Annotated in this window: 19 protein-coding genes, 2 tRNA genes and 1 other RNA gene; 10 read left to right on the top strand and 12 right to left on the bottom strand. The window is 54.4% G+C overall.

Annotation, left to right across the window (positions count from 1 at the left end; genetic code table 11):
* Window positions 1-411 precede the first annotated feature (411 nt).
* On the bottom strand, window positions 412-1,059 hold the full coding sequence (locus tag M8014_RS20155) for a YchE family NAAT transporter (protein WP_271284149.1): 648 nt from the start codon (window positions 1,057-1,059) through the stop codon (window positions 412-414).
* A 475-nt stretch (window positions 1,060-1,534) separates the two neighbouring features.
* Here M8014_RS20155 and adhE point away from each other — a divergent pair, with 475 nt between their 5' ends.
* Window positions 1,535-4,210, top strand: a complete 2,676-nt coding sequence (adhE, locus tag M8014_RS20150) for a bifunctional acetaldehyde-CoA/alcohol dehydrogenase (RefSeq protein ID WP_271284148.1) — start codon at window positions 1,535-1,537, stop codon at window positions 4,208-4,210.
* A gap of 621 nt (window positions 4,211-4,831) precedes the next feature.
* On the opposite strand, the gene tdk is transcribed toward adhE, so the two are convergent.
* Window positions 4,832-5,446 (bottom strand): thymidine kinase, encoded by a 615-nt coding sequence (tdk, locus tag M8014_RS20145; protein ID WP_271284147.1) that lies wholly within the window; start codon window positions 5,444-5,446, stop codon window positions 4,832-4,834.
* A gap of 546 nt (window positions 5,447-5,992) precedes the next feature.
* On the opposite strand from tdk, the gene hns reads away from it, so the two are divergent.
* Window positions 5,993-6,406 carry a histone-like nucleoid-structuring protein H-NS gene (gene hns, locus M8014_RS20140; RefSeq protein ID WP_271284146.1) on the top strand — a complete coding sequence of 138 codons (414 nt, stop codon included), beginning with the start codon at window positions 5,993-5,995 and terminating at the stop codon, window positions 6,404-6,406.
* 206 nt (window positions 6,407-6,612) lie between these two features.
* On the opposite strand, the gene galU is transcribed toward hns, so the two are convergent.
* The 3 genes from galU to rssA all read right to left on the bottom strand — a co-directional run bounded on the left by galU (window position 6,613) and on the right by rssA (window position 9,728).
* Entirely contained in the window at window positions 6,613-7,521 is a 909-nt protein-coding gene (galU, locus tag M8014_RS20135) for a UTP--glucose-1-phosphate uridylyltransferase GalU (protein WP_271284145.1), read from the bottom strand.
* A gap of 200 nt (window positions 7,522-7,721) precedes the next feature.
* A complete protein-coding gene (gene rssB / locus M8014_RS20130; RefSeq protein ID WP_271284144.1) occupies window positions 7,722-8,735 on the bottom strand; it encodes a two-component system response regulator RssB in 1,014 nt (337 codons plus the stop codon).
* A gap of 90 nt (window positions 8,736-8,825) precedes the next feature.
* Window positions 8,826-9,728, bottom strand: coding sequence for a patatin-like phospholipase RssA (rssA, locus tag M8014_RS20125; RefSeq protein WP_271284143.1), 903 nt, complete (start codon window positions 9,726-9,728; stop codon window positions 8,826-8,828).
* A 107-nt stretch (window positions 9,729-9,835) separates the two neighbouring features.
* Between rssA and M8014_RS20120 the strand changes: the two genes are divergently transcribed.
* The 5 genes from M8014_RS20120 to M8014_RS20100 all read left to right on the top strand — a co-directional run bounded on the left by M8014_RS20120 (window position 9,836) and on the right by M8014_RS20100 (window position 11,718).
* Entirely contained in the window at window positions 9,836-10,294 is a 459-nt protein-coding gene (locus M8014_RS20120; protein ID WP_271284142.1) for a YchJ family protein, read from the top strand.
* Window positions 10,295-10,342: 48 nt separating this feature from the next.
* Window positions 10,343-11,185 (top strand): formyltetrahydrofolate deformylase, encoded by an 843-nt coding sequence (gene purU, locus M8014_RS20115; protein ID WP_271284141.1) that lies wholly within the window; start codon window positions 10,343-10,345, stop codon window positions 11,183-11,185.
* Window positions 11,186-11,341: 156 nt separating this feature from the next.
* Window positions 11,342-11,426 (top strand) — tRNA-Tyr (locus M8014_RS20110).
* 35 nt (window positions 11,427-11,461) lie between these two features.
* A tRNA-Tyr gene (locus M8014_RS20105) sits at window positions 11,462-11,546 on the top strand.
* Window positions 11,547-11,591: 45 nt separating this feature from the next.
* Window positions 11,592-11,718, top strand: a non-coding RNA gene (locus M8014_RS20100) — RtT sRNA.
* Between the two features lie 104 nt (window positions 11,719-11,822).
* Here the strand turns inward: M8014_RS20100 and M8014_RS20095 are convergent.
* Window positions 11,823-12,266, bottom strand: coding sequence for an Lrp/AsnC family transcriptional regulator (locus M8014_RS20095; RefSeq protein ID WP_271284140.1), 444 nt, complete (start codon window positions 12,264-12,266; stop codon window positions 11,823-11,825).
* A gap of 108 nt (window positions 12,267-12,374) precedes the next feature.
* Between M8014_RS20095 and M8014_RS20090 the strand changes: the two genes are divergently transcribed.
* The gene (locus tag M8014_RS20090) at window positions 12,375-13,268 is read left to right on the top strand and encodes a DMT family transporter (RefSeq protein WP_271284139.1); all 894 of its coding nucleotides are present in this window, start codon (window positions 12,375-12,377) and stop codon (window positions 13,266-13,268) included.
* A gap of 1 nt (window position 13,269) precedes the next feature.
* Here M8014_RS20090 and narI read toward each other — a convergent pair whose 3' ends face one another.
* The 5 genes from narI to M8014_RS20065 form a co-directional block, all read right to left on the bottom strand.
* A complete protein-coding gene (narI, locus tag M8014_RS20085; protein ID WP_271284138.1) occupies window positions 13,270-13,947 on the bottom strand; it encodes a respiratory nitrate reductase subunit gamma in 678 nt (225 codons plus the stop codon).
* Window positions 13,947-14,657: a nitrate reductase molybdenum cofactor assembly chaperone gene (gene narJ, locus M8014_RS20080; protein ID WP_271284137.1), complete on the bottom strand. Its 711-nt coding sequence runs from the start codon at window positions 14,655-14,657 to the stop codon at window positions 13,947-13,949. Before narJ ends, narI begins: the two co-directional genes overlap by 1 nt.
* A complete protein-coding gene (gene narH, locus M8014_RS20075; RefSeq protein ID WP_271284136.1) occupies window positions 14,654-16,189 on the bottom strand; it encodes a nitrate reductase subunit beta in 1,536 nt (511 codons plus the stop codon). The genes narJ and narH overlap by 4 nt, the downstream gene beginning before the upstream one ends.
* Window positions 16,186-19,929 (bottom strand): nitrate reductase subunit alpha, encoded by a 3,744-nt coding sequence (locus M8014_RS20070; RefSeq protein ID WP_271284135.1) that lies wholly within the window; start codon window positions 19,927-19,929, stop codon window positions 16,186-16,188. Before M8014_RS20070 ends, narH begins: the two co-directional genes overlap by 4 nt.
* Window positions 19,930-20,309: 380 nt before the next feature.
* Window positions 20,310-21,704, bottom strand: coding sequence for a NarK family nitrate/nitrite MFS transporter (locus M8014_RS20065; protein WP_271284134.1), 1,395 nt, complete (start codon window positions 21,702-21,704; stop codon window positions 20,310-20,312).
* A 308-nt stretch (window positions 21,705-22,012) separates the two neighbouring features.
* On the opposite strand from M8014_RS20065, the gene narX reads away from it, so the two are divergent.
* Both narX and narL read left to right on the top strand, forming a co-directional pair.
* Window positions 22,013-23,809 carry a nitrate/nitrite two-component system sensor histidine kinase NarX gene (gene narX / locus M8014_RS20060; RefSeq protein WP_271284133.1) on the top strand — a complete coding sequence of 599 codons (1,797 nt, stop codon included), beginning with the start codon at window positions 22,013-22,015 and terminating at the stop codon, window positions 23,807-23,809.
* On the top strand, window positions 23,802-24,452 hold the full coding sequence (gene narL, locus M8014_RS20055; protein ID WP_271284132.1) for a two-component system response regulator NarL: 651 nt from the start codon (window positions 23,802-23,804) through the stop codon (window positions 24,450-24,452). The genes narX and narL overlap by 8 nt, the downstream gene beginning before the upstream one ends.
* A 1-nt stretch (window position 24,453) precedes the next feature.
* Here narL and M8014_RS20050 read toward each other — a convergent pair whose 3' ends face one another.
* Entirely contained in the window at window positions 24,454-25,860 is a 1,407-nt protein-coding gene (locus tag M8014_RS20050) for a YchO/YchP family invasin (RefSeq protein ID WP_271284131.1), read from the bottom strand.
* Window positions 25,861-25,968 lie beyond the last annotated feature (108 nt).

The following is a 25,968-nucleotide window of genomic DNA, read 5'->3' as shown; positions in this document are numbered from 1 at the left end:
TGGGCTACCCTGCCGCGCATTAAATACGGATAAAATCTCCATTATTCAATGAGATGGTGAAATTTTTTGCGTCGATGACTGTGCGGTTCTGCTGGTGACAGGCTGCGTGTACAAAAAATTAACAACTGTCTATTATTTAGCACATTCGTCTATATGATTCATCAATTAACTAATATCATTTCATTAATCTCTCAGCAAGCCCCAGAGTATCGTGTGATTAAAATAACAGTCTCACTGCACGGAATGTGTACAGCGCGTTGCGTCAGTGCAAGGCAAGCTATTGAAAGTTAAGAAAACAAAATTATTAGTAAAATTTATTATGGGTGGAGAGATTTTCAACTTTAATTATATGATTTGCTGATAATGACAAAAGAAACGGAGCCAAAGGCTCCGTTTTTTCATATGAAAGGGTTAGGCTAATAAACCCGGAAATATTGATTTGAGCCCGGTCACAATAAATTCAATGCCCAGCGCCATCAGCAGTAGACCCATGATACGGGTAATAACGTTAATGCCGGTCTGCCCCAGCAGGCGGACAAGCCAGGGGGCAATACGGAATACGCCCCAACAGCAGAATGCAAACAGCGCAATCGCCACCGAGAAGCCGATCAGGTGCATTATACTGTGGTAACGCGTTCCCCAGACGATGGTGGAACTGATTGCCCCTGGCCCGGCCATCAGCGGTAACGCCAACGGCACAACGCCGATGCTTTCACGAACGGCGGTTTCTGATTTTTCTTGTTTGTTCTGTTTATCTTCACCCAGCTTGCCGCTGATCATCGACATTGCGATGGTCACCACCAGGATCCCACCTGCAATTCTGAACGAATCAATCGAGATGCCAAAAATCTGCAATATGGAATCGCCAAGATAGAGCGACGTCAGGAGGATGATCGCTACCGACAGGTTTGCCGTCAGGTTAGTTTTATTTCTGGCGAGGGCCGTCTGATAGCTGGTCATACTGATGAAGACGGGGATAATGCCCACTGGGTTGACCAGGGCAAACAGACCAATAAAAAACTTGAAATAGGTTGGAAAATCAAAGAGCGAAGAACTCACTGTTAGCTCCGGCGATAAGCGAGACTGAATGTAAAAAGAAGCACCCCAATAACCGCGCAGAAGATACGCTTTTTGACGGCATACTTCACCACAATATTGCTAAATCATAGGCCTCATTGCTGTAAAATATTTGTGTACATAATGGTTTGTTGTGGTTCAATTGATTTTGCAATTATTTAACATTTGATATGACAAGCCAAAATACCCCTGCTGAAAGGTATCAGCTTATGGATAAATTGATGCAGATCATGTTTTCCATACTCAGAAGTGAGTAATCTTGATTACGCCACCACGGAGATTCAGTTTCTGAAGGCAGGATTCTGATGGGAGGCTCTTTTAGTAAATCAGGGGGACGATTTTACGTTAACGCCTTGTTTTGATGTAAGTTACGCAAGTGGCAATAGCGCTGTCTATACTGTTTCCGTATCGTGCAGCTGATTTACTAAAAGAGTTTAACATTATCCAGGAGAGCATTATGGCTGTTACTAATGTCGCTGAACTTAACGCACTTGTAGAGCGCGTAAAAAAAGCCCAGCGTGAATATGCCAATTTCACCCAAGAACAGGTTGATAAAATCTTCCGCGCCGCCGCTCTGGCCGCTGCAGATGCTCGTATCCCTCTCGCTAAAATGGCCGTTGCCGAATCCGGTATGGGTATCGTAGAAGATAAAGTGATCAAAAACCACTTTGCTTCTGAGTATATCTACAACGCCTATAAAGATGAGAAGACATGTGGTGTCCTGTCTGAAGATGACACTTTTGGTACTATCACTATTGCAGAGCCTATCGGCATCATCTGCGGTATCGTACCGACCACCAACCCAACGTCTACTGCGATCTTCAAATCACTGATTAGCCTGAAGACCCGCAACGCAATCATTTTCTCTCCACATCCACGTGCTAAAGATGCGACCAACAAAGCAGCAGATATCGTTCTGCAGGCAGCTATCGCCGCTGGCGCGCCGAAAGATCTGATCGGCTGGATCGATCAACCTTCCGTGGAACTGTCTAACGCACTGATGCACCACCCTGACATTAACCTGATCCTCGCGACCGGCGGTCCAGGCATGGTTAAAGCAGCGTATAGCTCCGGTAAACCAGCTATCGGTGTGGGTGCAGGTAACACCCCGGTTGTTATCGACGAAACCGCCGATATCAAACGCGCCGTTGCCTCTGTTCTGATGTCTAAAACCTTCGACAACGGCGTCATTTGTGCTTCCGAGCAGTCCGTTGTTGTTGTTGATTCTGTCTACGACGCGGTTCGCGAACGTTTCGCCAGCCACGGCGGCTACATGCTGCAAGGTAAAGAGCTGAAAGCGGTTCAGGACATCATCCTGAAAAATGGCGCACTGAATGCCGCCATCGTCGGTCAGCCAGCATACAAAATCGCCGAACTGGCAGGCTTTACCGTTCCAGCGACCACTAAGATCCTGATTGGTGAAGTGAAAGTCGTTGACGAAAGCGAGCCGTTTGCTCACGAAAAACTGTCTCCTACGCTTGCGATGTACCGTGCGAAAGATTTTGACGACGCGGTTATCAAAGCAGAGAAACTGGTTGCTATGGGCGGTATCGGTCATACCTCTTGCCTGTACACCGACCAGGACAACCAGCCGGAACGTGTGGCCCACTTCGGTCAGATGATGAAAACGGCCCGTATCCTGATCAACACCCCGGCGTCCCAGGGTGGTATCGGTGACCTGTATAACTTTAAACTCGCGCCTTCCCTGACTCTGGGTTGTGGTTCATGGGGTGGTAACTCCATCTCTGAGAACGTTGGTCCTAAGCACCTGATCAACAAGAAAACCGTTGCTAAGCGAGCTGAAAACATGTTGTGGCACAAACTTCCGAAATCTATCTACTTCCGCCGTGGCTCCCTGCCAATCGCGCTGGATGAAGTGATTACCGATGGCCACAAACGTGCGCTGATCGTGACCGACCGTTTCCTGTTCAACAACGGCTACGCAGACCAGATCACCTCTGTTCTGAAAGCAGGTGGCGTGGAAACCGAAGTGTTCTTCGAAGTTGAAGCTGACCCGACTCTGACCATTGTTCGCAAAGGTGCAGAACTGGCCAAATCCTTCAAACCAGACGTAATCATCGCGCTGGGCGGCGGCTCCCCAATGGATGCAGCCAAAATCATGTGGGTTATGTACGAGCACCCAGAAACGCACTTCGAAGAGCTGGCGCTGCGCTTTATGGACATCCGTAAGCGTATCTATAAATTCCCAAAAATGGGTGTGAAAGCGAAAATGATCGCCGTCACCACCACTTCCGGTACCGGTTCTGAAGTGACTCCGTTTGCCGTTGTGACCGACGATGCAACAGGCCAGAAATATCCACTGGCTGACTACGCGCTGACTCCAGACGTCGCTATCGTTGACGCCAACCTCGTCATGGAGATGCCGAAGTCTCTGTGTGCGTTCGGTGGTCTGGATGCAGTAACGCACGCCCTGGAAGCTTACGTTTCTGTACTGGCATCTGAATTCTCTGACGGTCAGGCTCTGCAGGCACTGAAACTGCTGAAAGAAAACCTGCCAGCGTCTTACAACGAAGGCTCTAAAAACCCGGTTGCCCGTGAGCGCGTACACAGTGCCGCCACCATCGCAGGTATCGCGTTTGCTAACGCCTTCCTCGGTGTGTGTCACTCAATGGCGCACAAGCTGGGCTCTCAGTTCCATATTCCTCACGGTCTGGCGAACGCCCTGTTGATCAGCAACGTTATCCGTTATAACGCCAACGACAACCCGACCAAGCAGACCGCATTCAGCCAGTACGACCGCCCGCAGGCACGTCGTCGTTATGCAGAAATCGCTGACCACCTGGGCCTGAGCGCTCCTGGTGACCGCACTGCTGCGAAGATCGAGAAACTGCTGGCATGGCTGGACAGCATTAAAGCTGAACTGGGTATTCCAAAATCTATCCGCGAAGCCGGTGTTCAGGAAGCTGACTTCCTGGCGCACGTTGACAAGCTGTCTGAAGATGCTTTCGATGACCAGTGTACTGGTGCGAACCCGCGCTACCCACTGATTGCCGAACTGAAACAGATCCTGCTGGATACTTACTACGGCCGTGAATTCAGCGAAGGCGTCACCACGCCTGCCGCTGTAGATACCCTCGTAAAGGCTGATAAGAAAGCGAAGAAAAGCGCTTAATTAACAGCAAATATAAAACCCGCTCCGGCGCTGAGAGATCCTCACAACATCAGCGCTAATAAGCCAGCACCCTCTTTCTGTGGGTGCTGGCAAGGTGGGTAAAGATGGTACTCAGTACCGTTCGCGTAAAAATTAACGGAGAATGTCGCAAGGCATTCTCCGTTATTGTCAGAAGTGATAGCCCACATCGTCAGTACACTCAGCTACTTATCTCTCCTTCCATTCTGCAGTAACGGCCCCTAAGACCAAAACGTTCACCTTCCTCATCCTGGAAAGGGTGTTTTCGTTTTTTAGGCACTTTTTTATGAAGATAAATGCCCCCCTCGCATTAAGCATATTCAGCACGCGTCAGCCTGCCAGGCAGAGGATATTCTGGTTTGTCCTCAGCAATCACTTAGCAGGTTAAGCTCCGAAGAAAGAGAAATAATATTTGAAAATATCAGTGGGGTATCATGCTGAAGGGTGGCGCAGGCACAGAGATGATCTCATTGGGTGTGTTAGCGCATTCAGTCGTTCACTAAACGCTGTGCCTCTCTTTTGTACTCGCCCATTACTGGGGATTCCTCAGCACCGAGAGGCGGGTTGAATTATGTCTGCTGCGCAGTAGCAGGAATAAAGCCGCTAGCGACGATACGCTTCCTGAATGGTGGTCAGAGAGCCCACCACCAGCGCCTCTTTATAATGCTTACGACAGACCGATATATAGCGTTCATTGCCGCCAATCACCACCTGCTCGCCTTCTGCATAAGGTTTACCGGCATGATCGAGGCGCAGTACCATGCTTGCCTTACGCCCGCAGAAACAGATAGTTTTTAATTCCACCAGTTTGTCCGACCAGGCCAGTAAATACTGGCTGCCAATAAATAGCTCGCCGCGAAAATCGGTACGCAGGCCATAGCAGAGCACGGGGATATCGAGTTCATCGACCACGTCGGAAAGCTCATGTACCTGCTCGCGCGTCAAAAACTGGCATTCATCCACCAGCACGCAATGCACTTCTCCAGCAGCCACGTCGGCGCGAATTTCGTCCAGCAGGTTAGTCTGCGGATTAAAGAGTTTTGCCGGCGACGAGAGGCCAATTCGGGAACTCACCTTCCCGGCCCCGAAACGGTCGTCAATTTCAGCGGTGTACACCACGGTACGCATCCCCCTTTCCTGGTAATTGTAGGACGATTGCAGTAGTGCGGTCGACTTACCGGCGTTCATTGCTGAATAGTAGAAATAAAGTTGTGCCATTGGCCGTAAAACCCTAATCAATGTGTATTATTCCCGATGCGCCATTGTACCATATTTTGTCTGGTCATCTGCGCTAGCGCGCGGCGTATGGCGGTTCCGGTACGGTTAGGTTGTCGCCTGGATATACCGTTGGCGATGATGAATGGTAACCGAAAAGTGAAACGCCATGAGGTTATAGACGGGGTAAGTTGCGGAAAAATATGTTTTTTTATTGCAGTAGCAACGCCGGGATTCATTCAATAATAATTAACAATTTCGACGGGCAACCTTGTTAAGCGACCTAATACAAAAGGTTGATATTTATCCTGGGCAACTATATTTCTGAAGAAAATTGTCCGAAAAAAAGAGTTCACCGACCGGTTAACAGCGCATCTTTTGATAACAAAATGGGCTTTAACGCGGCTGAATTTAAGTTAGTGATATTAATAATAGCCCCCGATATTAAGGAATTTTTGAATTCCTTACATTCTGACCTATTGCACATATCAATTTAAGCCTCTATTATTACCTCAACAAACCCCACAATATAAGTTTGAGATTACTACAATGAGCGAAGCACTTAAAATTCTGAACAACATCCGTACTCTTCGTGCACAGGCAAGAGAATGTACTCTCGAAACGCTTGAAGAAATGCTGGAAAAATTAGAAGTTGTCGTTAATGAGCGCCGTGAAGAAGAAAACGCCGCTGCTGCTGAAGTTGAAGAGCGTACGCGTAAACTGCAGCAATATCGTGAAATGCTGATCGCTGATGGTATTGATCCTAACGAATTGCTGAACAGCATGGCTGCCGCTAAAACCGGTGCTAAAGCTAAACGCGCTGCACGTCCGGCTAAATATAGCTACATCGACGAGAACGGCGAATCTAAAACCTGGACCGGCCAGGGCCGTACCCCCGCTGTTATCAAAAAAGCGATGGACGAGCAAGGTAAACAACTGGACGATTTCCTGATCCAGGAATAAACCAGAATATTTACTGAAAAATCCCGCTTAATGCGGGATTTTTTATGCCTGCATTTTATACAGTGTGACATTCCGTTACATACTGTCATATTATCTCTCCTCCCACCCTGTATCTGCCTTTACCCTTGAGCGCATGGTGTTCCACAACCATAAAAAAACCGGCGTCGCAAGGCTTCACCGGTTTCGTTTAACGCCTGAACAGAGGCTTAGTTTTTAATGTCCAGCGTCTCTTTCAGCCACACTTTAAATTCTTCACCCAGCGTCTGGTGGCGAACACCATATTCAACGAATGCCTGCATGTAACCGAGTTTATTACCGCAGTCGTGGCTCTTACCTTTCATGTGGTAGGCTTCAACGGTCTCTTTTTCGATCAGCATGTCGATAGCATCGGTCAGCTGGATTTCATCGCCAGCGCCTGGAGGGGTTTTTGCCAGCAGCGGCCAAATCTCTGCGCTCAGGACATAGCGCCCTACCACGGCCAGATTAGACGGGGCTACGTCGGCTTTAGGCTTCTCGACCACGCCAACCATTGGCACGCTGTCACCCGGGTTCATGCCAACGCCTTTGCAATCGACCACGCCGTAGGCGGTTACGTCTTCTACCGGTTCAACCATAATCTGGCTGCTGCCGGTGTCATCGAAGCGTTTAATCATATCGGCCAGGTTATCCTGGGACAAATCTGATTCAAATTCGTCGAGAATAACGTCAGGTAAAATAACCGCGACAGGTTCATTACCCACAACCGGATGCGCGCACAGCACGGCGTGACCCAGGCCTTTTGCCAGACCCTGGCGAACCTGCATAATAGTCACGTGCGGTGGGCAAATAGATTGCACTTCCTGCAGAAGTTGACGCTTAACGCGTTTTTCCAGCATCGCTTCCAGTTCGAAACTGGTATCGAAATGGTTTTCGATAGAGTTTTTGGATGAATGCGTTACCAGCACAATTTCCGTAATGCCAGCGGCAATACATTCGTTGACGACATACTGGATTAATGGCTTATCAACGAGCGGCAGCATCTCTTTCGGAATTGCCTTGGTTGCGGGCAACATCCTGGTTCCCAATCCTGCTACCGGGATAACGGCCTTTGTCACTTTCGAATTTAGGGCAGCCATTGAAACTCTCCTGAACTGTTCACGTTTTGAACTTTAGTCTGCATTAATAACGCGTTTAGTATATCAGTCTCAGGATGAAGTCCGGGTCTGAAAAGGACGCGCTACCGTTTAATTAGGATAAATACGACTGAAACTGGCAGTGATAGTAGCACTGCCTTCGAAACGACGGTAAAGCTATCTACCGTTTAAATTCCAACTGATTATTCCGTGGACAACATTAAGCGCAGCCGCCCGCCTGCCCCCCAAATTTGGCATTGCCAGGAGGGGCAGCGGTGGCTTATTTGATTGAGATAAGTATTACCCAACGTCCCTAACGGAACGCCGTTACTCACCTGTATATGATGTTCGCCGGTATTAAGGGTGGCATTCAGTCCGGCCGACACCAGCACCAGGTTTTTTAAACCGCTGTGGTAATAACCCACCAAGAGGGGAAATTGACCCGGTAAATTTGCCTGGCGCAGTAACTGATTAACCTGTTTAAGCAAACTGCCTAACTCCGGCAGACGTTGACCCTGGTGAGAAAGTTGCTCCTGGAGTAAGCCATTAAACAGCGCGCGCAGTAATAACGCCGCCAGGACGCCATTATCGCCCGCGCGGGTGACATCCAGACAATAAAAGGCCAAATCATGATCGGATAACGGCGCGATATCCAGCACCAGACCGGACTGATCTGCCGCCACCAGTTGGCGGTAATTAATCCGGCAATCGGAGAGGGTCTGCTGAACCGGCGGCTGCAACTCCTGCAGCAGCTTTGCCGCAGCAGAGGGATTATTGACTAACGCATCCCAGTCCTGGAAGAGACGCTCCTCTTCCTCAACGCGCGAGTTGAACATATTGGGATACAGGCAAGCCAGCACGGTTTCACGCAGGCGATTAAGATCTTTCACCGGCTTGAGCAGAACATCCTGCACCCCCAGGCGCAGCGCTTTGGCGATATCGGCCATATTTTCGGTGGCGGAGATAATCAGAATCGGGATCTGATCGCCGGCATTGCGCAAATGCTCCACCAGCTTCAAACCATTCATGCGCGGCATCGCAATGTCGCAGATCATCAGATCAGGGGTGATTCTGGCGAGTTTCTCCAGCGCCTCGAGGCCATCATTGGCCAGCGAAGTTGTTGCCCCCAACGATGACAGCCATGAATCCAGTAGCGAGCGGAAAACAGGCTCGTCTTCGACAATCAAAATTTGTTTTCCGGCTAATGGCTGCGTCATGGTCTCTCCCGGGGCTGACAGTAAATAAATAGTGGCATGCTATCGGTACTAGCGCCTGTCAGATTTTGCTGAAGTCTTCAAAAACGGTGTTCAGGCAGTAGCCCGCACCAAAGGTAACAATTCATCCATTTTCTTTTCGACAGCCTGCGCGCCTGCGGAAATAGCCGCTTCTGCACGGTGGAAATCAAGCGTTGAAATTTGCGGACAAAAAGGTTGGATCAAAATATCCGGCGGGTCACCCGCCATCCGATTACGCTTCAGGCGGTTTTCCAGAACCTGAATCGAGGTGGTCATGATTTCCAGGGCGGTCGGCGCAGCGACCAGCTTGCGCGCCGTGGCCCGGCTAATCCGCTCGCGCAGGCGTTCATGCCAGGCGAGTTCATCAAGCCCGGCATCTTCTGAATGGGTATTTACTGGCATGAGATCGTGCTGCATCAGATGGGCGTCATGCTGCAAATCGACAGCAATCACGATATCGGCACCCATTGCACGGGTCAACGAGACGGGAATAGGATTGACGACGCCGCCGTCGACCAGCCAGTAGCCGTTATGGGGAACCGGCGCCATTAAGCCCGGCATGCTGCACGAGGCGCGAACGGCAAGATGGAGATCGCCTTCGGTGAACCAAAGTTCGCGGCCGGTACTGAGGTTAGTGGCAACGGCGCCAAAGGGCATCTGGCAGCTGGAAAATTCGGACAGGGGCATCACCTGGCGGAAGCGGTTAAAGACGCGCTCACCGCGCAAAAGCCCGCCGCGTTGCCAGGAGAAGTCCATCAAGCGCAGAACATCCCAGTAGCTGAAGGATCGCACCCAGGTTTCCAGCTCGGGAAGTTTGCCGCAGGAATAGGCAGCGCCGACCAGCGACCCGATTGAACACCCTGCGACAATATCAATTTCGATACCAAGACGTTGTAAGGCGTTAATAACACCGATGTGCGACCAGCCCCGGGCTGCACCTGAGCCCAATGCCAGTCCAATTTTAACCTTTCTCATTAGCCCTTTTTAACGTCCCCTGGATTCCTGGCATAGCGTCATTGCAACCGCTCAGTTAACATGGTGCTACCCCATCATTCATTTTACGTTTCAGGAAAGAGAGTATCGTGTCTCAACTCTGTCCCTGCGGTAGCGCACTCGAGTATAGCCTATGTTGTCAGCGATATCTTACTGGCGAGCAGGTAGTGCCGGACCCGTCATCCCTTATGCGCTCCCGATATGCTGCTTTTGTGACGCGTGACGCAGACTACCTTATTAAGACCTGGCATCCGTCGTGCCACGCCGCTGATTTTCGTCAGGAAATTGAAGCCGGTTTCGCCAATACGACCTGGGCAGGATTGACCCAATATGAAACGGCACCAGGACGCGATGAGAACGAAGGGTTCGTCAGCTTTGTCGCGCGCTTTATGGAACAAGGCAAAGCCGGTGCGATAATCGAGCGCTCCCGTTTCTTAAAGGAGGGCGGACAGTGGTACTATATTGACGGTACTCGTCCGCAGTTTGGTCGTAATGACCCCTGCCCCTGCGGTTCAGGTAAAAAATTTAAAAAGTGTTGCGGGCAATAGCGCCTGACAAACACCGTTCCAGCAAACACCTAACAGGATTTCCCGGCAATGCAATCAACACAACGCAAAGTGCTGCGCACCATTTGTCCCGATCAGAAAGGGCTTATCGCCCGTATTACCAATATTTGCTACAAGCATGAACTGAACATTGTGCAGAACAACGAGTTTGTTGATCACCGCACCGGCCGCTTCTTTATGCGCACCGAGCTAGAAGGCATTTTCAACGATGCGACGCTGCTGGCCGACCTGGACGGCGCGCTGCCGGAAGGTTCTGTGCGTGAGCTGACGCCAGCCGGTCGTCGTCGGGTGGTGATTCTGGTCACCAAAGAGGCGCACTGCCTGGGCGATCTGCTGATGAAAGCCAACTATGGCGGTCTGGATGTGGACATTGCCGCCGTTATTGGTAATCACGATACCCTGCGCACGCTGGTTGAGCGTTTCGATATTCCATTTGAGCTGGTCAGCCACGAAGGTCATACCCGCGAAGAGCACGACACGTTGATGGCGCAGGCTATCGAAGCTCATAACCCGGATTATGTGGTGCTGGCAAAATACATGCGCGTTCTCACGCCGACATTCGTCTCCCGCTTCCCGAATAAAATCATCAATATTCACCACTCGTTCTTACCGGCGTTTATCGGTGCACGCCCTTATCACCAGGCGTACGAGCGCGGCGTGAAGATCATCGGTGCAACGGCGCACTACGTGAATGACAATCTGGATGAAGGCCCGATCATCATGCAGGACGTGATTCATGTCGATCATACCTACACAGCGGAAGACATGATGCGTGCCGGGCGCGACGTCGAGAAAAACGTCCTGAGCCGTGCGCTCTATCAGGTCCTTGCACAGCGCGTCTTCGTCTACGGTAACAGAACGATTATTCTTTAATCCTTCACGCAATGAATTGATTAGCTTTACATCTTTCCGGATAAAATTCAGGCAAACGATTCATTTTCGCAAAGGAAGTCTTTACAGGGGCGCGTCATTTGATATGATGCGCCCCGCTTCCCCCAAGGAAGCAGGCCAGTAAAAGCATTACCCCGTGGTGGGGTTCCCGAGCGGCCAAAGGGAGCAGACTGTAAATCTGCCGTCATCGACTTCGAAGGTTCGAATCCTTCCCCCACCACCATCTCTAAGCTTTACCTCAAAATTTGAATTACCCCTGGTGGGGTTCCCGAGCGGCCAAAGGGAGCAGACTGTAAATCTGCCGTCATCGACTTCGAAGGTTCGAATCCTTCCCCCACCACCATCACTTCTGACTGGCACACTCATATATAGAACCTGTTTTCCTCATATTCTGCCCATGCGGGGAAGGATGAGAAGCTTCGACTAAGGTTCGATTCGAGCGTAGCGAGAAAGCGTTGCCGCAGGCAACGACCCGAAGGGCGAGGCGCAGCCGAGTAATCCTTCCCCCACCACCATCACTTCCTTAGCGCACCCACTCTCAAACGAGCACATTGCCTTATCGTCTTGTGATGCATGGAAGAACGAGAAGCACATCAAAACCGCACCTGGCGACACCCCACTACATCGGTGGCAACCGGCGCTTCACTGGCGAACTCTTTACTATCGACGTATTGCACTGGGCATGCTCTGCCAGCCCGTCCAGCAACGTATCCAGTTGCTCAATAGATCGCACCACCAGCCGGATAACGAAACAGTCCTCCCCGGTCACTTTGTCGCTCTCAATACACTCCGGCATCGCCTGAATGTAGCTATCCACCTTGTGCAACAACCCCGGCAACGGCCGCACACGGACCAACGCCTGCAGGGTGTAACCTAACGCCGCCAGGTTTACCCGGGCGCTGTACCCCTGAATAACGCCCCGCTCCTCCAGCCTTTTTAAACGCTCTGCCGTGCTGGGCGAGGTGAGTCCCACCCGGCCGCTTAGCACCTTTAAAGACATCCGCGCATCCTCCACCAGGCAGGCCAAAATCTGGCGGTCGATCTCATCGATAAGGTAATCCATCGCATTCACCTAATTTATAAAAGCCAAACACATCTGTTACCTTAGATCAGCCCTGTAAAACCAGACAGGATTTTTCGACAATAATGGGCATTAATCAGGAGGTGTGTGATGCGTGAACTTCAACAAGGCGTCTGGCAGATGTGTCTGGCGATGCTGATTTCTGGCTCCATTGGGGCCTTTGTGTTGCTCTCCGGCCTGCCGGTGACCGACGTCGTGTTCTGGCGCTGTCTGATTGGCGCCATCGCGCTCTTCATCTTTATCCGCCTGAGCAAACAGCCCTTTAGCCCGCTTACCCGCGTGACGCTGGGATTAGCCGTGCTGGGCGGCGTGGCGCTGGTGATCAACTGGCTGCTGCTGTTCGCCGCCTTCGAGCGCATCTCTATCGGCCTCTCCACGGTGGTCTATAACACCCAGCCGTTTATGCTGGTGCTGATGGGGATGCTGCTGGGGGAACGGGTCAGTGTGGTGAAATGGGGTTGGCTGGCGCTGGCGTTTGCCGGGGTGGTGATTTTACTCTCCAGCGAGCTGACTCAGGGGCACGCTGACGGCTGGCTGACCGGAATTGCCCTCGCCCTCGGCGCAGCGTTCTTCTATGCGTTAACCGCCATTATTACTCGCCAGCTAAAATCTCTGGCCCCACAGCATATTGCCTTTATTCAGGTGCTGACCGGGATCGTGATGCTGCTGCCGCTGGCGCACAGGCCGGTCTTCTCCGCCGATTTCCCGTGGGGGATCCTGCTGACGCTGGGCATTGTCCACACCGGCATCATGTATCAGCTGCTGTACAGTGCGATTCAGAAACTGCCGACGCCCATTACCGGCTCCCTGTCATTTATCTATCCGGTAATTGCGCTAATTGTCGATAACCTGGTGTTTGGCCATTCGCTCAATGCCACCCAGTTTGCAGGCGGCCTGCTGATCCTGTTCGCCGCGGCGGGCAACAACCTGGGCTGGGGCGAAAAAAAACCCCGCGAAGGCGGGGTTGGAATCAAACAAGCGTAACTTAGCGACGCGCACGCACAATCTGGTATTTGCGCGTCAGGTACTCCACCGGCGCGCTCCAGATATGCACCAGGCGGGAGAACGGGAACAGCAGGAACAGCGTCATCCCAAGCACCAGGTGCATGCGGAAGATAAACGCTACGCCGTCCAGATGCGCTGACGCGCCGCCGTGGAAAGTGACCACGGACTGCGCCCACCCTACCAGCTTCAGCATTTCGCTGCCGTCCATATGCTGGGCGGAGAACGGAATGGTCAGCAGACCCAGCGCACACTGCACCATCAGCAGGGTGAGGATCAGAATATCAGCCCCGGTGGTGGTCGCTCGCACGCGCGGGCTGAACAGACGACGCTTCAGCAGAAGTAATCCGCCGACGAGGCACATCACGCCGCTGGCACCGCCCATGATCATCGCCATCTTCTGCTTCACGTCCATCGGCAGGAAGGATTCATACATCCAGTGCGGAGTCAGCATCCCGAGGAAGTGCCCGGCGAAAATACCCAGAATCCCGATGTGGAACAGGTTGGACGCCAGGTTCATCCCTTTACGATCCAGCATCTGGCTGGAGCCTGCGCGCCAGGTGTACTGACCGTAGTCATAGCGCAGCCAGCTGCCGACGAGGAATACCGAGCCCGCAATGTACGGGTAGATATCAAAGAAGAACATATTCAGGAAGTGCATTATTGCTGTCCTCCGTTAGAGATATTCAAATATTGCGGGGCAACGGCTCCGGCAAAACGACGCTGGTGAGCGGAGATCTCCGACTCGCCGCAGCTCTCGTCGGCAAAGAACTTAACCTGCTCTTCTTCCCAGACCGCATCCAGCGCCTGCGGTGTGTCATCGCGAGCTTCATCCGCGATTTTCGCCGCCACTTTCTCACTGTCGATGGCCGCTTTGGCGAGTTTCACCAGCAGATCGAACAGCACCGCGTAGCGGCTTTCACGCTGTTGCAGACGCGCACTGAGCAACGCCAGAATCGGGGCGATATCCTGCAGACCGCCCAGCGCCTCGTCTTTTGGCAGCTGCGCCAGATACTCCAGATACAGCGGCAGATGATCCGGCAGCTCGCGGCTGTCGAGCTGGAGGCCTTGCTGCTCGTACTGGTTCATCAGATCGACCATCGCCTGGCCCCGGTCGCGGGATTCACCATGCACGTGCTCAAACAGCAGCAGTGAGGTGGCGCGGCCGCGGTCAAACAGCTGACTGTAGTCAGACTGCGCATCCAGCAGATCGCGGGCTAACAGGTCGCGGAGGAAAACGCCCAGCATCTGGGCATCCTCTTTATCCAGGTTTTCAGATGACGCGAGTGCATCGAAAAGTTCCTGTTGATGCTGCACAAGCGCAGCATCCGGGTACTCGAGCAGACGCGAAACAATGACAAGTTCAATCATTGGTGCGGCTCCGTTTTGCTGGTCACATCCATCGCGTCAATGCGACGGCTGTTGAACAGGTTGAATTTGCTGTCTGAACCGTGGCAACCGTCACCGAAGGTGAAGCCGCAACCGCTTTTTTCCGGGAAGGCTTCACGCGCCTGCTCACGGTGGCTGCTTGGCACCACGAAACGATCTTCGTAGTTGGCAATCGCCAGGTAACGGTACATCTCCTGCGCCTGAGCTTCGCTCAGGCCCACTTCTTCCAGCGCGCGGGTGTCGATGACGCCGTCAACGGTTTCCGCACGTTTGAAGTGGCGCATCGCCAGCATACGTTTCAACGCCAGCAGTACCGGCTGGGTGTCACCTGCGGTGAGCAGGTTCGCCAGGTACTGAACCGGGATACGCAGGCTGTCCACGTCCGGCAGAATGCCGTTGCTGCCCAGTTCACCCGCATCGGCTGCGGACTGAATCGGTGACAGAGGTGGCACATACCAGACCATTGGCAGGGTGCGGTATTCCGGGTGCAGCGGCAGCGCCAGCTTCCAGTCCATCGCCATTTTGTAGACCGGCGACTGCTGGGCGGCGTCAATTACGCTCTGCGGAACGCCATCGGCCAGCGCCTGCTCAATCACTTTTGGATCGTTCGGATCGAGGAACACGTCCAGCTGACGCTGATACAGATCTTTCTCGTTCTCGGTGCTTGCCGCAGTCTCAATCGCGTCTGCGTCGTACAGCAGCACGCCGAGGTAGCGGATACGGCCCACGCAGCTTTCGGAACAGACGGTTGGCATACCTGCTTCGATACGCGGATAGCAGAAGATGCACTTCTCGGACTTGCCGCTCTTCCAGTTAAAGTAGATCTTTTTGTACGGGCAACCGGTAATGCACATGCGCCAGCCGCGGCACTTGTCCTGGTCGATCAGCACGATGCCGTCTTCTTCACGCTTATAGATGGCACCGCTCGGGCAGGTCGCCACACATGCCGGGTTCAGGCAGTGTTCGCACAGGCGCGGCATATACATCATGAAGGTGTTTTCAAACTGACCGTACATCGCCTTCTGCATATTCTGGAAGTTCTGGTCTTTGGCGCGTTTTTCAAACTCGCCGCCCAGAATCTCTTCCCAGTTAGGACCGCTGGTAATTTTGTCCATCCGCTGGCCGGTGATCAGCGAGCGCGGACGGGCGATCGGCTGGTGTTTGCTTTCCGGTGCGTTGTGCAGGTTCTGGTAGTCGAAGTCAAACGGCTCGTAGTAATCGTCGATGCCCGGCAGATGCGGGTTAGCGAAGATTTTACCCAGCAGCAGCGCTTTGTTACCCATGCGCGGTACCAGTTTGCCGTTGATCTTACGGATCCAGCCGCCCTTCCACTTCTCCTGGTTTTCCCAGTCGTTCGGGAAGCCTACGCCTGGCTTGCTCTCAACGTTGTTGAACCACGCATATTCCATACCTTCACGGCTGGTCCAGACGTTTTTACAGGTGACTGAGCAGGTATGACAGCCGATGCATTTATCCAGATTCAGCACCATGCCGACTTGTGAACGAATTTTCATTTTACGCTCTCCTGTACCTGGTCATTACCTTCGCCGTCTAACCAGTTAATATTCTTCATCTTACGTACCACCACGAACTCATCGCGGTTAGAGCCGACGGTGCCGTAATAGTTAAAGCTATAGGCCAGCTGCGCGTAGCCGCCGATCATATGGGTCGGTTTTGGCGTAATACGGGTCACGGAGTTGTGAATACCGCCACGCTGTTCGGTGATTTCTGAGCCCGGCAGGTTTACGATACGTTCCTGCGCGTGGTACATCATGGTCATCCCGGCTGGCACACGCTGGCTGACAACCGCACGCGCCGTCAGAGCACCGTTACTGTTAAATACTTCGATCCAGTCGTTATCTTCGATACCCAGATCCTTCGCATCCGCTTCGCTCATCCACACAATCGGGCCGCCACGGGACAACGTCAGCATCAGCAGGTTGTCGCTGTAGGTGGAGTGAATGCCCCATTTCTGGTGCGGCGTCAGGAAGTTCAGCGCCTTCTCCGGATTACCGTTCGATTTCTTGCCCATCACCGCTTGCACAGAACGGGTGTCGATTGGCGGACGGTAGACCAGCAGGCTTTCGCCGAAGTCGCGCATCCACTGGTGATCCTGATACAGGGACTGGCGACCGGACAGGGTACGCCATGGGATCAGCTCGTGAACGTTGGTGTAACCGGCGTTATAAGAAACGTGTTCATCTTCGAGGCCTGACCAGGTCGGGCTGGAGATGATTTTGCGCGGCTGGGCCTGAATATCGCGGAAGCGGATCTTCTCGTCTTCTTTGTTCAGCGCCAGATGGGTATGGTCGCGACCGGTGAATTCACTCAGCGCTGCCCATGCTTTCACCGACACCTGGCCGTTAGTTTCCGGGGCAAGGGTCAGGATCATCTCTGCTGCGTCGATGGCGGTATTCAGCATCGGCTGACCTTTCGCCGGGCCGTCCGCTTTGGTGTAGTTCAGCTTACGCAGCAGGTCCATCTCGCTCTGGGTGTTCCAGGAGATGCCCTTCCCGCCATTACCGATTTTCTCCAGCAGTGGACCGATAGAGGTAAAACGCTCCCAGGTCGCCGGATAGTCGCGCTCAACCGGAATAATGTGCGGTGCGGTAACGCCTGGGATCAGGTCGCATTCGCCTTTTTTCCAGTCCTTCACGTCGAGCGGCTGGGCCAGTTCGGCCGCGGAGTCGTGCTGGATTGGCAGCGTCACCACGTCAGTTTCAACGCCAAGGTGGCCGACGCAGACTTCGGAGAATTTCTTCGCGATATCTTTGTAGATATCCCAGTCGCTTTTCGATTCCCACGCCGGGTCAACGGCAGCAGACAGCGGATGAATAAACGGATGCATGTCCGAGGTATTCATGTCGTCTTTCTCGTACCAGGTCGCGGTTGGCAGCACGATATCGGAGTAGAGACAGGTGCTCGACAGACGGAAGTCCAGCGTCACCACCAGATCCAGTTTGCCGTCGAGACCGTTATCCACCCACTCCACTTCTTCCGGCTTCACGCCGCCCTGCTGGCCGAGATCTTTACCCTGAATACCGTGTTCAGTCCCGAGCAGGTACTTCAGCATGTACTCGTGGCCTTTACCGGATGAACCCAGCAGGTTAGAGCGCCAGATAAACAGGTTACGCGGGTGGTTTTTGCCGTTTTCCGGCTGCTCCGCCGCAAAGCGAATAGAGCCGTCTTTCAGGGATTTGACGGTGTAATCCACCGGTGACATACCTGCTTTGGCCGCAGCCTCTGCGATACGCAGCGGGTTAGTGCCCAGCTGTGGTGCAGACGGCAGCCAGCCCATGCGTTCAGCACGCACGTTGAAATCCAACAGATGGCCGGTGTAGCGGGATTTATCCGCCATTGGCGACAGCAGTTCCTGTGCGGTGACGGTCTCGTAACGCCACTGGCTGGAGTGGTTGTAGAAATAGGAGGTGCTGTTCATGTGACGCGCCGGACGCTGCCAGTCAAGGCCAAACGCCAGCGGCTGCCAGCCGGTCTGTGGACGCAGTTTTTCCTGGCCAACATAGTGTGCCCAGCCGCCGCCGCTCTGACCGACGCAGCCGCAGAAGATCAGCATGTTTATCAGGCCGCGATAGTTCATATCGAGGTGGAACCAGTGGTTCAGACCGGCACCGACGATGATCATTGAACGACCATGCGTCTTATCAGCGTTATCCGCAAATTCGCGCGCGGTACGGATGATATGGGCGCGCGGTACGCCGGTGATCTGCTCTGCCCATGCGGGGGTGTACGCTTTCACATCGTCATAGCTGGTGGCGCAGTTTTCATCGTTCAGACCGCGCTCCAGGCCGTAGTTGGCCAGCGTCAGATCGTAAACGGTGGTCACCAGCGCAGTAGAACCGTCGGCCAGCTGCAGGCGTTTCACCGGCAGCTTGTGCATCAGCACGTTTTCCAGCGCCACTTTGTTGAAGTGCTCGGAGCCTTCGCCGCCGAAGTACGGGAAGCCGACGTCGGCGATGTCGTCCTGGCTGCCGAGCATGCTCAGGCGCAGTTCAGTCTCATCACCGGAGGTACCGTCACGCTGCTCGAGGTTCCATTTGCCTTTCTCACCCCAGCGGAAGCCGATTGAGCCATTCGGCGCAACGATGTCGCCGCTGCTGTTACAGGCAACGGTTTTCCATTCCGGGTTGTTTTCCTGACCCAGGGCATCCACCAGGTCTGCCGCACGCAGCATACGGCCTGCCGCGTAGTAACCGTCGCGCTCTTCCAGCATCACCAGCATTGGCATGTCGGTGTATTTGCGCACGTAGTCGGTGAAGTACTGGCTTGGCTTATCGAGGTGGAACTCACGCAGCATCACGTGGCCCATCGCCAGCGCCATTGCGGCATCGGTACCCTGTTTCGGGGCCAGCCACAGGTCGCACAGTTTGGCGATTTCGGCGTAGTCCGGGGTAATGGCAACGGTTTTGGTGCCTTTGTAACGCACTTCAGTAAAGAAGTGGGCGTCAGGGGTACGGGTCTGCGGAACGTTAGAGCCCCAGGCGATGATATAGCTGGAGTTATACCAGTCGGCAGATTCCGGCACGTCGGTCTGCTCACCCCAGGTCTGCGGCGACGCAGGCGGTAAGTCACAGTACCAGTCGTAGAAGCTCAGACAGGTGCCGCCGATCAGCGACAGGTAGCGCGCGCCGGAGGCGTAAGAGACCATCGACATCGCCGGGATCGGCGAGAAGCCTGCCACGCGATCCGGACCGTAGGTTTTAACGGTATAGACGTTGGAAGCGGCAATCAGCTCGTTAACTTCTTTCCACGAGGAGCGCACAAAGCCGCCGCGGCCGCGTGCCTGCTTGAAGCTTTTCGCTTTGTCGGCATCTTCAATGATTGAGGCCCAGGCATCCACCGGATCGCTGTGCTGCACTTTCGCTTCACGCCACATTTTCATCAGGCGTTTACGCATCAGCGGGTATTTCAGGCGGTTGGCGCTGTACAGGTACCAGGAGTAGCTGGCGCCGCGAGGGCAGCCGCGCGGTTCGTGGTTTGGCATATCAGGACGGGTACGCGGATAGTCCGTCTGCTGCATTTCCCAGGTCACCAGACCGTTTTTGACGAAAATCTTCCAGCTGCATGAACCCGTGCAGTTTACACCATGGGTGGAACGCACGACTTTGTCATGCTGCCAACGCTGACGGTAACCATCTTCCCAGTCCCGGTTGGTCTCCAGAAGCTGACCGTGCCCATCGGCAAATGTTTCACCCTTCTGCTTGAAGTAGCGAAACCGGTCCAGAAATTTACTCATCGGATATCTCCTGTGTGGAGCCTGTGGCTCTCTAAATCGACATTGCTGATTTGTGGCGAAGGTAACGCCCTGAAAGATGACGGGAATTGATAACGATCAAGGCGGCTCAGGTCTGTTGAGGAGGGCTTATCTTTCGCTACCCCGAAGGGGGTACGCACTCTTGTTTTGTATATCACTGTTAAACAAGGGTTTTTATTATTCATCGTACAAAAGAGAGAGCGTAATTTCATCCCCGGAGTTTTAAGGAGTAGACGATTCTGCTAAGCGACAGGGATCACAGTGCTACCCCCTGGCGAAGGGTTAACGCCCATGAGGATGTTGTAACTAATGACGAGCAAAAAAAAGCGCGGCACCAGGCCGCGCAAACGGATAATCACAACTTACTTTTTATTAGAATTACGCCCGTATACCACCCAGGTGATCACCACGCAGGCGATATAGAATACAAGGAATACTTTCATGGCATTCGCCGGGGAGCCGCTCAGCTCCAGCGAGATACCAAAGGCTTTTGGAATAAAGAAGCCGCCAATCGCGCCAATCGCCGAGATAAAGCCCAGCGCCGCCGCAGTGTCGGTGGCCGCCTCACGCATTGCCTGCTGCTCGTCACCACCCTGTGCTTTGACACGTTCCATCGTCATTTTACGGAAGATCACCGAGATCATCTGGAAGGTAGAGGCACTCCCCAGCCCGGCGGTCAGGAACAGCACCATAAACACCGCGAAGAAGGCGCTAAAATTGCCGCCCACGCCATTCACCGGCAGAGTCAGGAACAACAGAGCGCAGAAAATCGCCATCAGCACAAAGTTAACCAGGGTTACGCGCGTCCCACCCAGACGGTCGGAAATCATCCCACCGGTTGACCGCGCCAGTGCACCAATGAACGGGCCGAAGAAGGCGTAATGCAGGATCTGCACGTCCGGGAACTGGGTTTTCGACAGCATTGCGAACCCGGCGGAGAAGCCGATAAACGAGCCGAACGTTGCCAGATACAGCAGGGCCATGATCCACAGATGGGCGCGTTTCAGTACCGGCAGCTGTTCGCGCAGCGAGGCTTTCGACGCCGCCAGATCGTTCATGCCGAACCACGCGGCCAGGGTTAAGACCACCAGGAAGGGCACCCAAATCCACGCTGCGTTCTGCAGGAATAGCAGCGAACCGTCGGCCTGCTCAACGCCCGATCCGCCAAAAACAGCAAAAATCGACACCGAAATCACCAGCGGCGCAATCAGCTGCATCACGCTGACGCCCATGTTCCCCAGACCGCCGTTCAGACCCAGCGCCCCGCCCTGCTTCTGTTTCGGGAAGAAGAAGCTAATGTTGGCCATGCTGGAGGCAAAGTTAGCCCCGGCAAAACCGCACAGCAGTGAAATGGTTACGAAGACGCTAAACGGGGTGGTGGTATCCTGCACCGCAAAACCCAGCCACACGCACGGGATGATCATGATCCCGGTACTGAACGCCGTCCAGCGACGACCGCCAAACAGCGGCACCATAAACGCGTACGGCACGCGCAGCAGCGCCCCCGAAAGCGCAGGTAACGCCGTTAACATAAACAGCTGATCGGTGGTAAATGTGAAGCCCACTTTTGGCAGATTGACCGCCACGGCGCTGAACAGCATCCAGACGCAGAATGCCAAAAGCAGACAGGGAACGGAAATCCACAGATTACGACTTGCTACACGCTGACCACGCTGTTGCCAGAACGCCGGATCTTCCGGACGCCACTCGGTAATCACCGCGCCAGATTCCCTTTCGGGGGAAGTTGAGTGACTCATAGACACCTCTGATTCTTAAAAGTTGGACAAAGATCAGGGTTTTAAGCGGGCGGTAAGTTGATATAAATCAAAGGAAAATGTCGCTAATTCAGGCGTAAAAACCAGCCATCACCCTAAGTGAGTAGCATTTTCCGCCAGAAAAGGTGTGGTTTTTCACGGTACTGCTCTTTCTGGCTACTCCTCTGCTCCCATTCACCTGGCTAATGGCAATTAGGAGGTAATCCTTTTTGGGTATGGGTATACTCCAGGGTATGCCTGAGAATAGGGCTCCTTCCAGGTCCAGGCATTGTCAGGAGCCAGACTGCTCTATGTTTAAACGCTGTTTTTCACCGCTGACGCTGGTTAATCAACTGGTGCTCATCGTCATGCTGTCCACCGCTATCGGGGTGACGGGGATGGCGATTTCCGGCTGGCTGGTACAAGGCGTCCAGGGCAACGCACACGCGATAAATAAAGCCGGCTCACTGCGGATGCAGAGCTACCGGCTGCTGGCGGCGATCCCGCTGTCAGCCGCAGATCAGGCCCTGCTGGACGAAATGGAAGTGACCGTCTTCAGCCCGGCGCTGAAAGACGCCGCACAGCGCGAAAACCAGCAACCTAAGCTGACAGCGCTACAGGGCTACTGGCACAGCAAGCTGGAGCCAGGACTCAAGCAGGCGCAAAGCCCCGAGACGGTGGCCGCCGACGTGGCGAATTTTGTCAGTCGCCTGGACGATCTGGTGAGCGCATTCGACTCCAGCACCGAACAGCGCATCGCGCGGGTGGTGCTGATGCAGCAGCTGATGGCGGTGTTTATGGGGCTGCTGCTGGTGTTTACCATCGTCTGGCTGCGCAACAGGCTACTCCATCCGTGGCGACAGTTGCTGGCGGTAGCCCGCGCTGTAACCCAGCGCGATTTTACCCAGCGCGCACAGGTGAGCGGGCGCAATGAGATGGCGATGCTTGGCGACGCGCTGAATACTATGTCCGGCGAGCTGGCCGAAAGCTACGCGGTGCTCGAGCAGCGGGTGCGGGAAAAAACCGCCGGGCTGGAGCAAAAGAACGAAATTCTCTCCTTTCTGTGGCAGGCCAACCGTCGTCTGCATTCCCAGGTGCCGCTGTGCGAGCGGCTCTCACCGGTGCTGAACGGCCTGCAAAATCTGACCCTGCTGCACGATATCGAGCTGCGGGTGTACGACATGGAAGATGAAGAGAACCACCAGGAATTTACCTGCCAGTCGGACCTGAGTTGCGATGAAAAAGGCTGTCATTTGTGCCCGCGGGACATGCCTCCCCTCGCCACCAGCGGGACCACGCTAAAGTGGCGACTGGCCGACAATCTGATGCAGTACGGTATTCTGCTGGCGACGCTGCCCGCCGGACGCCATTTGAGCCACGATCAGCAGCAGCTGGTCGATACGCTAGTGGAGCAGCTCACCGCCACCCTGGCCCTCGACCGCCATCAGGAAAAACAGCAGCAGCTGATTGTGATGGAAGAGCGCGCCACCATTGCCCGGGAACTACACGACTCTATCGCCCAGTCGCTCTCCTGTATGAAGATGCAGGTCAGTTGCCTGCAGATGCAGGACACCCACCTGCCGGATAACAGCAAACAGCTTCTGAGCCAGATCCGCAACGAGCTGAACACCTCCTGGGTGCAGCTGCGCGAGTTGCTCACCACCTTCCGCCTGCAGCTGACGGAGCCCGGCCTGCGTCCGGCTCTGGAGGCCAGCTGTCAGGAGTTCAGCGCCCGACTCGGTTTTGCGATCGCCCTCGACTACCAGCTGCCGCCGCGCTTTGTGCCGTCCCATCAGGCCATCCATCTGCTGCAGATCGCCCGCGAAGCGTTAAGCAACGCGCTAAAACATTCCGGGGCGACAGCGGTTGCCCTGAGCGTGAGTCGTCATGATAATCAGGTCAAACTCACGGTTCGTGATAACGGCTGTGGCGTGCCGGAAAACGCCGAACGACATAATCACTACGGCTTAATCATTATGCGTGACCGCGCGCAAAGCCTGCGTGGTGATTGTCAGGTTCGCTGCGGCGAGTCCGGCGGCACCGACGTCATTGTCACCTTCATTCCCGAAAAGCCTCTTTTCACTGCCCAAGGAGAACACCATGTCTAATCAGGAGCCAGCAACAATCCTGTTAATCGACGATCATCCGATGCTGCGCACCGGCGTAAAACAACTTATCAGCATGGCGTCGGATATTACCGTCGTGGGCGAAGCCAGCAACGGCGAACAGGGTATTGAACTGGCCGAAGCGCTGGATCCGGATTTGATCCTGCTCGACCTGAATATGCCGGGGATGAACGGATTAGAAACCCTCGATAAACTGCGGGAAAAAACGCTCTCCGGCCGCGTGGTGGTGTTCAGCGTCTCCAACCATGAAGAGGACGTGGTCACCGCCCTCAAGCGCGGCGCCGACGGCTATCTGCTGAAGGACATGGAGCCGGAAGAACTGCTGAAATCTCTGCAGCAGGCCGCTGCGGGCGACATGGTACTGAGCGAAGCCCTGACCCCGGTGCTGGCCGCCAGCCTGCGTGCCAACCGCGCCACCTCCGATCGCGACGTCACCCAGCTGACCCCGCGCGAGCGCGATATCCTCAAGCTGATTGCCCAGGGCCTGCCGAACAAGATGATCGCCCGCCGTCTGGACATCACCGAAAGTACGGTGAAGGTGCACGTGAAACATATGCTGAAGAAGATGAAGCTGAAATCGCGTGTGGAAGCGGCGGTGTGGGTCCATCAGGAACGTATTTTCTAGTTTAGTTGTCCGGCAGCAGGGCCCAGCGCGGGTCGTCTTCCGGGAACGTCATCAGCGGTGGCGTCAGTGCGAGCGTGATCTCATTGGACGAGACACGCTGCCCCTCATCGTCCTCGACCACCACTGACAGGTGCCAGCGGTTGCTCGCCCCTTCACTGCTGTCCCAGGCAGGCACAATAATGCTCCAGCCCTCGCTGCTGTCGGCCTTCGCCGGTGCAGTCAGACTCAACGCCTGCACGTCCCCCTGCCAGTAGAGCTGCCGCACGCCGTGCCGGCTGCGAATATCCATTTTCAACACCACCGTCTCACCCGGCTGCAATTCCCACGGCGGCGTTGCCAGCCAGGCCGAGAGCGTTTTCAGCTGGCGGAACTCCATCACCGGCAAATTCTGGCGTTCTGGCGGATCGTAACGGCTGCCCCGCAGCGAGCGACTGTCGGCCACTTCGCTGGCAGAGAGCTGTTTGGTCAGCGGCACGCCAAAGCGGTAGTTGAGCTTCATGCCGAGGTTATTCTGGCTGACGCCGCTTTCGCCCTGCTTGTGCGCGGCGGAGAAGGTCACCAGCGGTACCGGGGTATAGTTCAGGCCAAGGTTCACCGCCAGCGGATTGTGGTAGCCCGTTCCGGACTGGAACAGATCGACGCTGTCGCCAAAATATTGTTCAAAGCTGACGCTGGTGTTGAGGTGATGATAGAACGGCAGCCAGGCTTTGGCGGTGACGTCATAGCCGCGGGCCATGCGCTGCTCTTCGAGGGTCGAGGTGTTGCGCCAGCTGGCTAACGGCTGGTAGTAATTCGCCGACAAGCGCAGGTATTCGCCCCAGGCTTCGGCCCCGAGCCCGGCGCGCTGCAGGTTTTCATCCAGCAGGTTGTCGTAAAAGGTGTTGTAGCCGAGCAGCCAGCTGCCCGCCACCCAGCGCTGGCCGATGCCCGCATTGCTCACCAGCCCGTCGTCCTGCTGGGTCAACCCGACCTGGCTCCAGGTCAGATACTGGTTATTGTCCTGCCAGGGGATAAACCAACTGCCGCTGCTGCCGGTGAACCGCCCTTCGTCATTAACCAGCAGGTTAACGCTGGCGTTCCCCCAGGGTGAAAGCCAGGACTCAATATGATGATTCACCTCCTGGCTGACGGCATCCCGCACCTGACCAAAGGCAAACTGGCGGGCCTGCTCTTCGGCGGTCAGGCCGTTGTCAACCTGACTGGCCTCGCCAAACGCCTTCGCCATCTCCGCGAGGTGCTTTTCGCCCTCGCGGGTGGGTGCAGCCAGACCTAAATCCGGCAGGCCGTCGCCGTTGTTATCAAAGGGGTTTTGCGCCTGCTCAAGAAAGGATTTTGCGGCAGCCGAAAGGGTTCCGCTCATCATGAGCAGAAGCAAGACCAGCAGACGCGAGCGAGATAACACAGACATTAACGTCGTAACAGGGATCCATTTCAGACATAAAACACCCCTTACCTTATCGTTTTCTGGAAACAATTACAGCCTTAAGCACAATTTCAGGAATTTCCTGAATCCAGA

Origin of the sequence: Silvania hatchlandensis (genome assembly GCF_025564065.1) — a bacterium.
GTDB lineage: Bacteria > Pseudomonadota > Gammaproteobacteria > Enterobacterales > Enterobacteriaceae > Enterobacter > Enterobacter hatchlandensis.
Note: the sequence above shows the minus strand (reverse complement) of the source record. Positions and strands in the feature narration are given on the sequence as shown.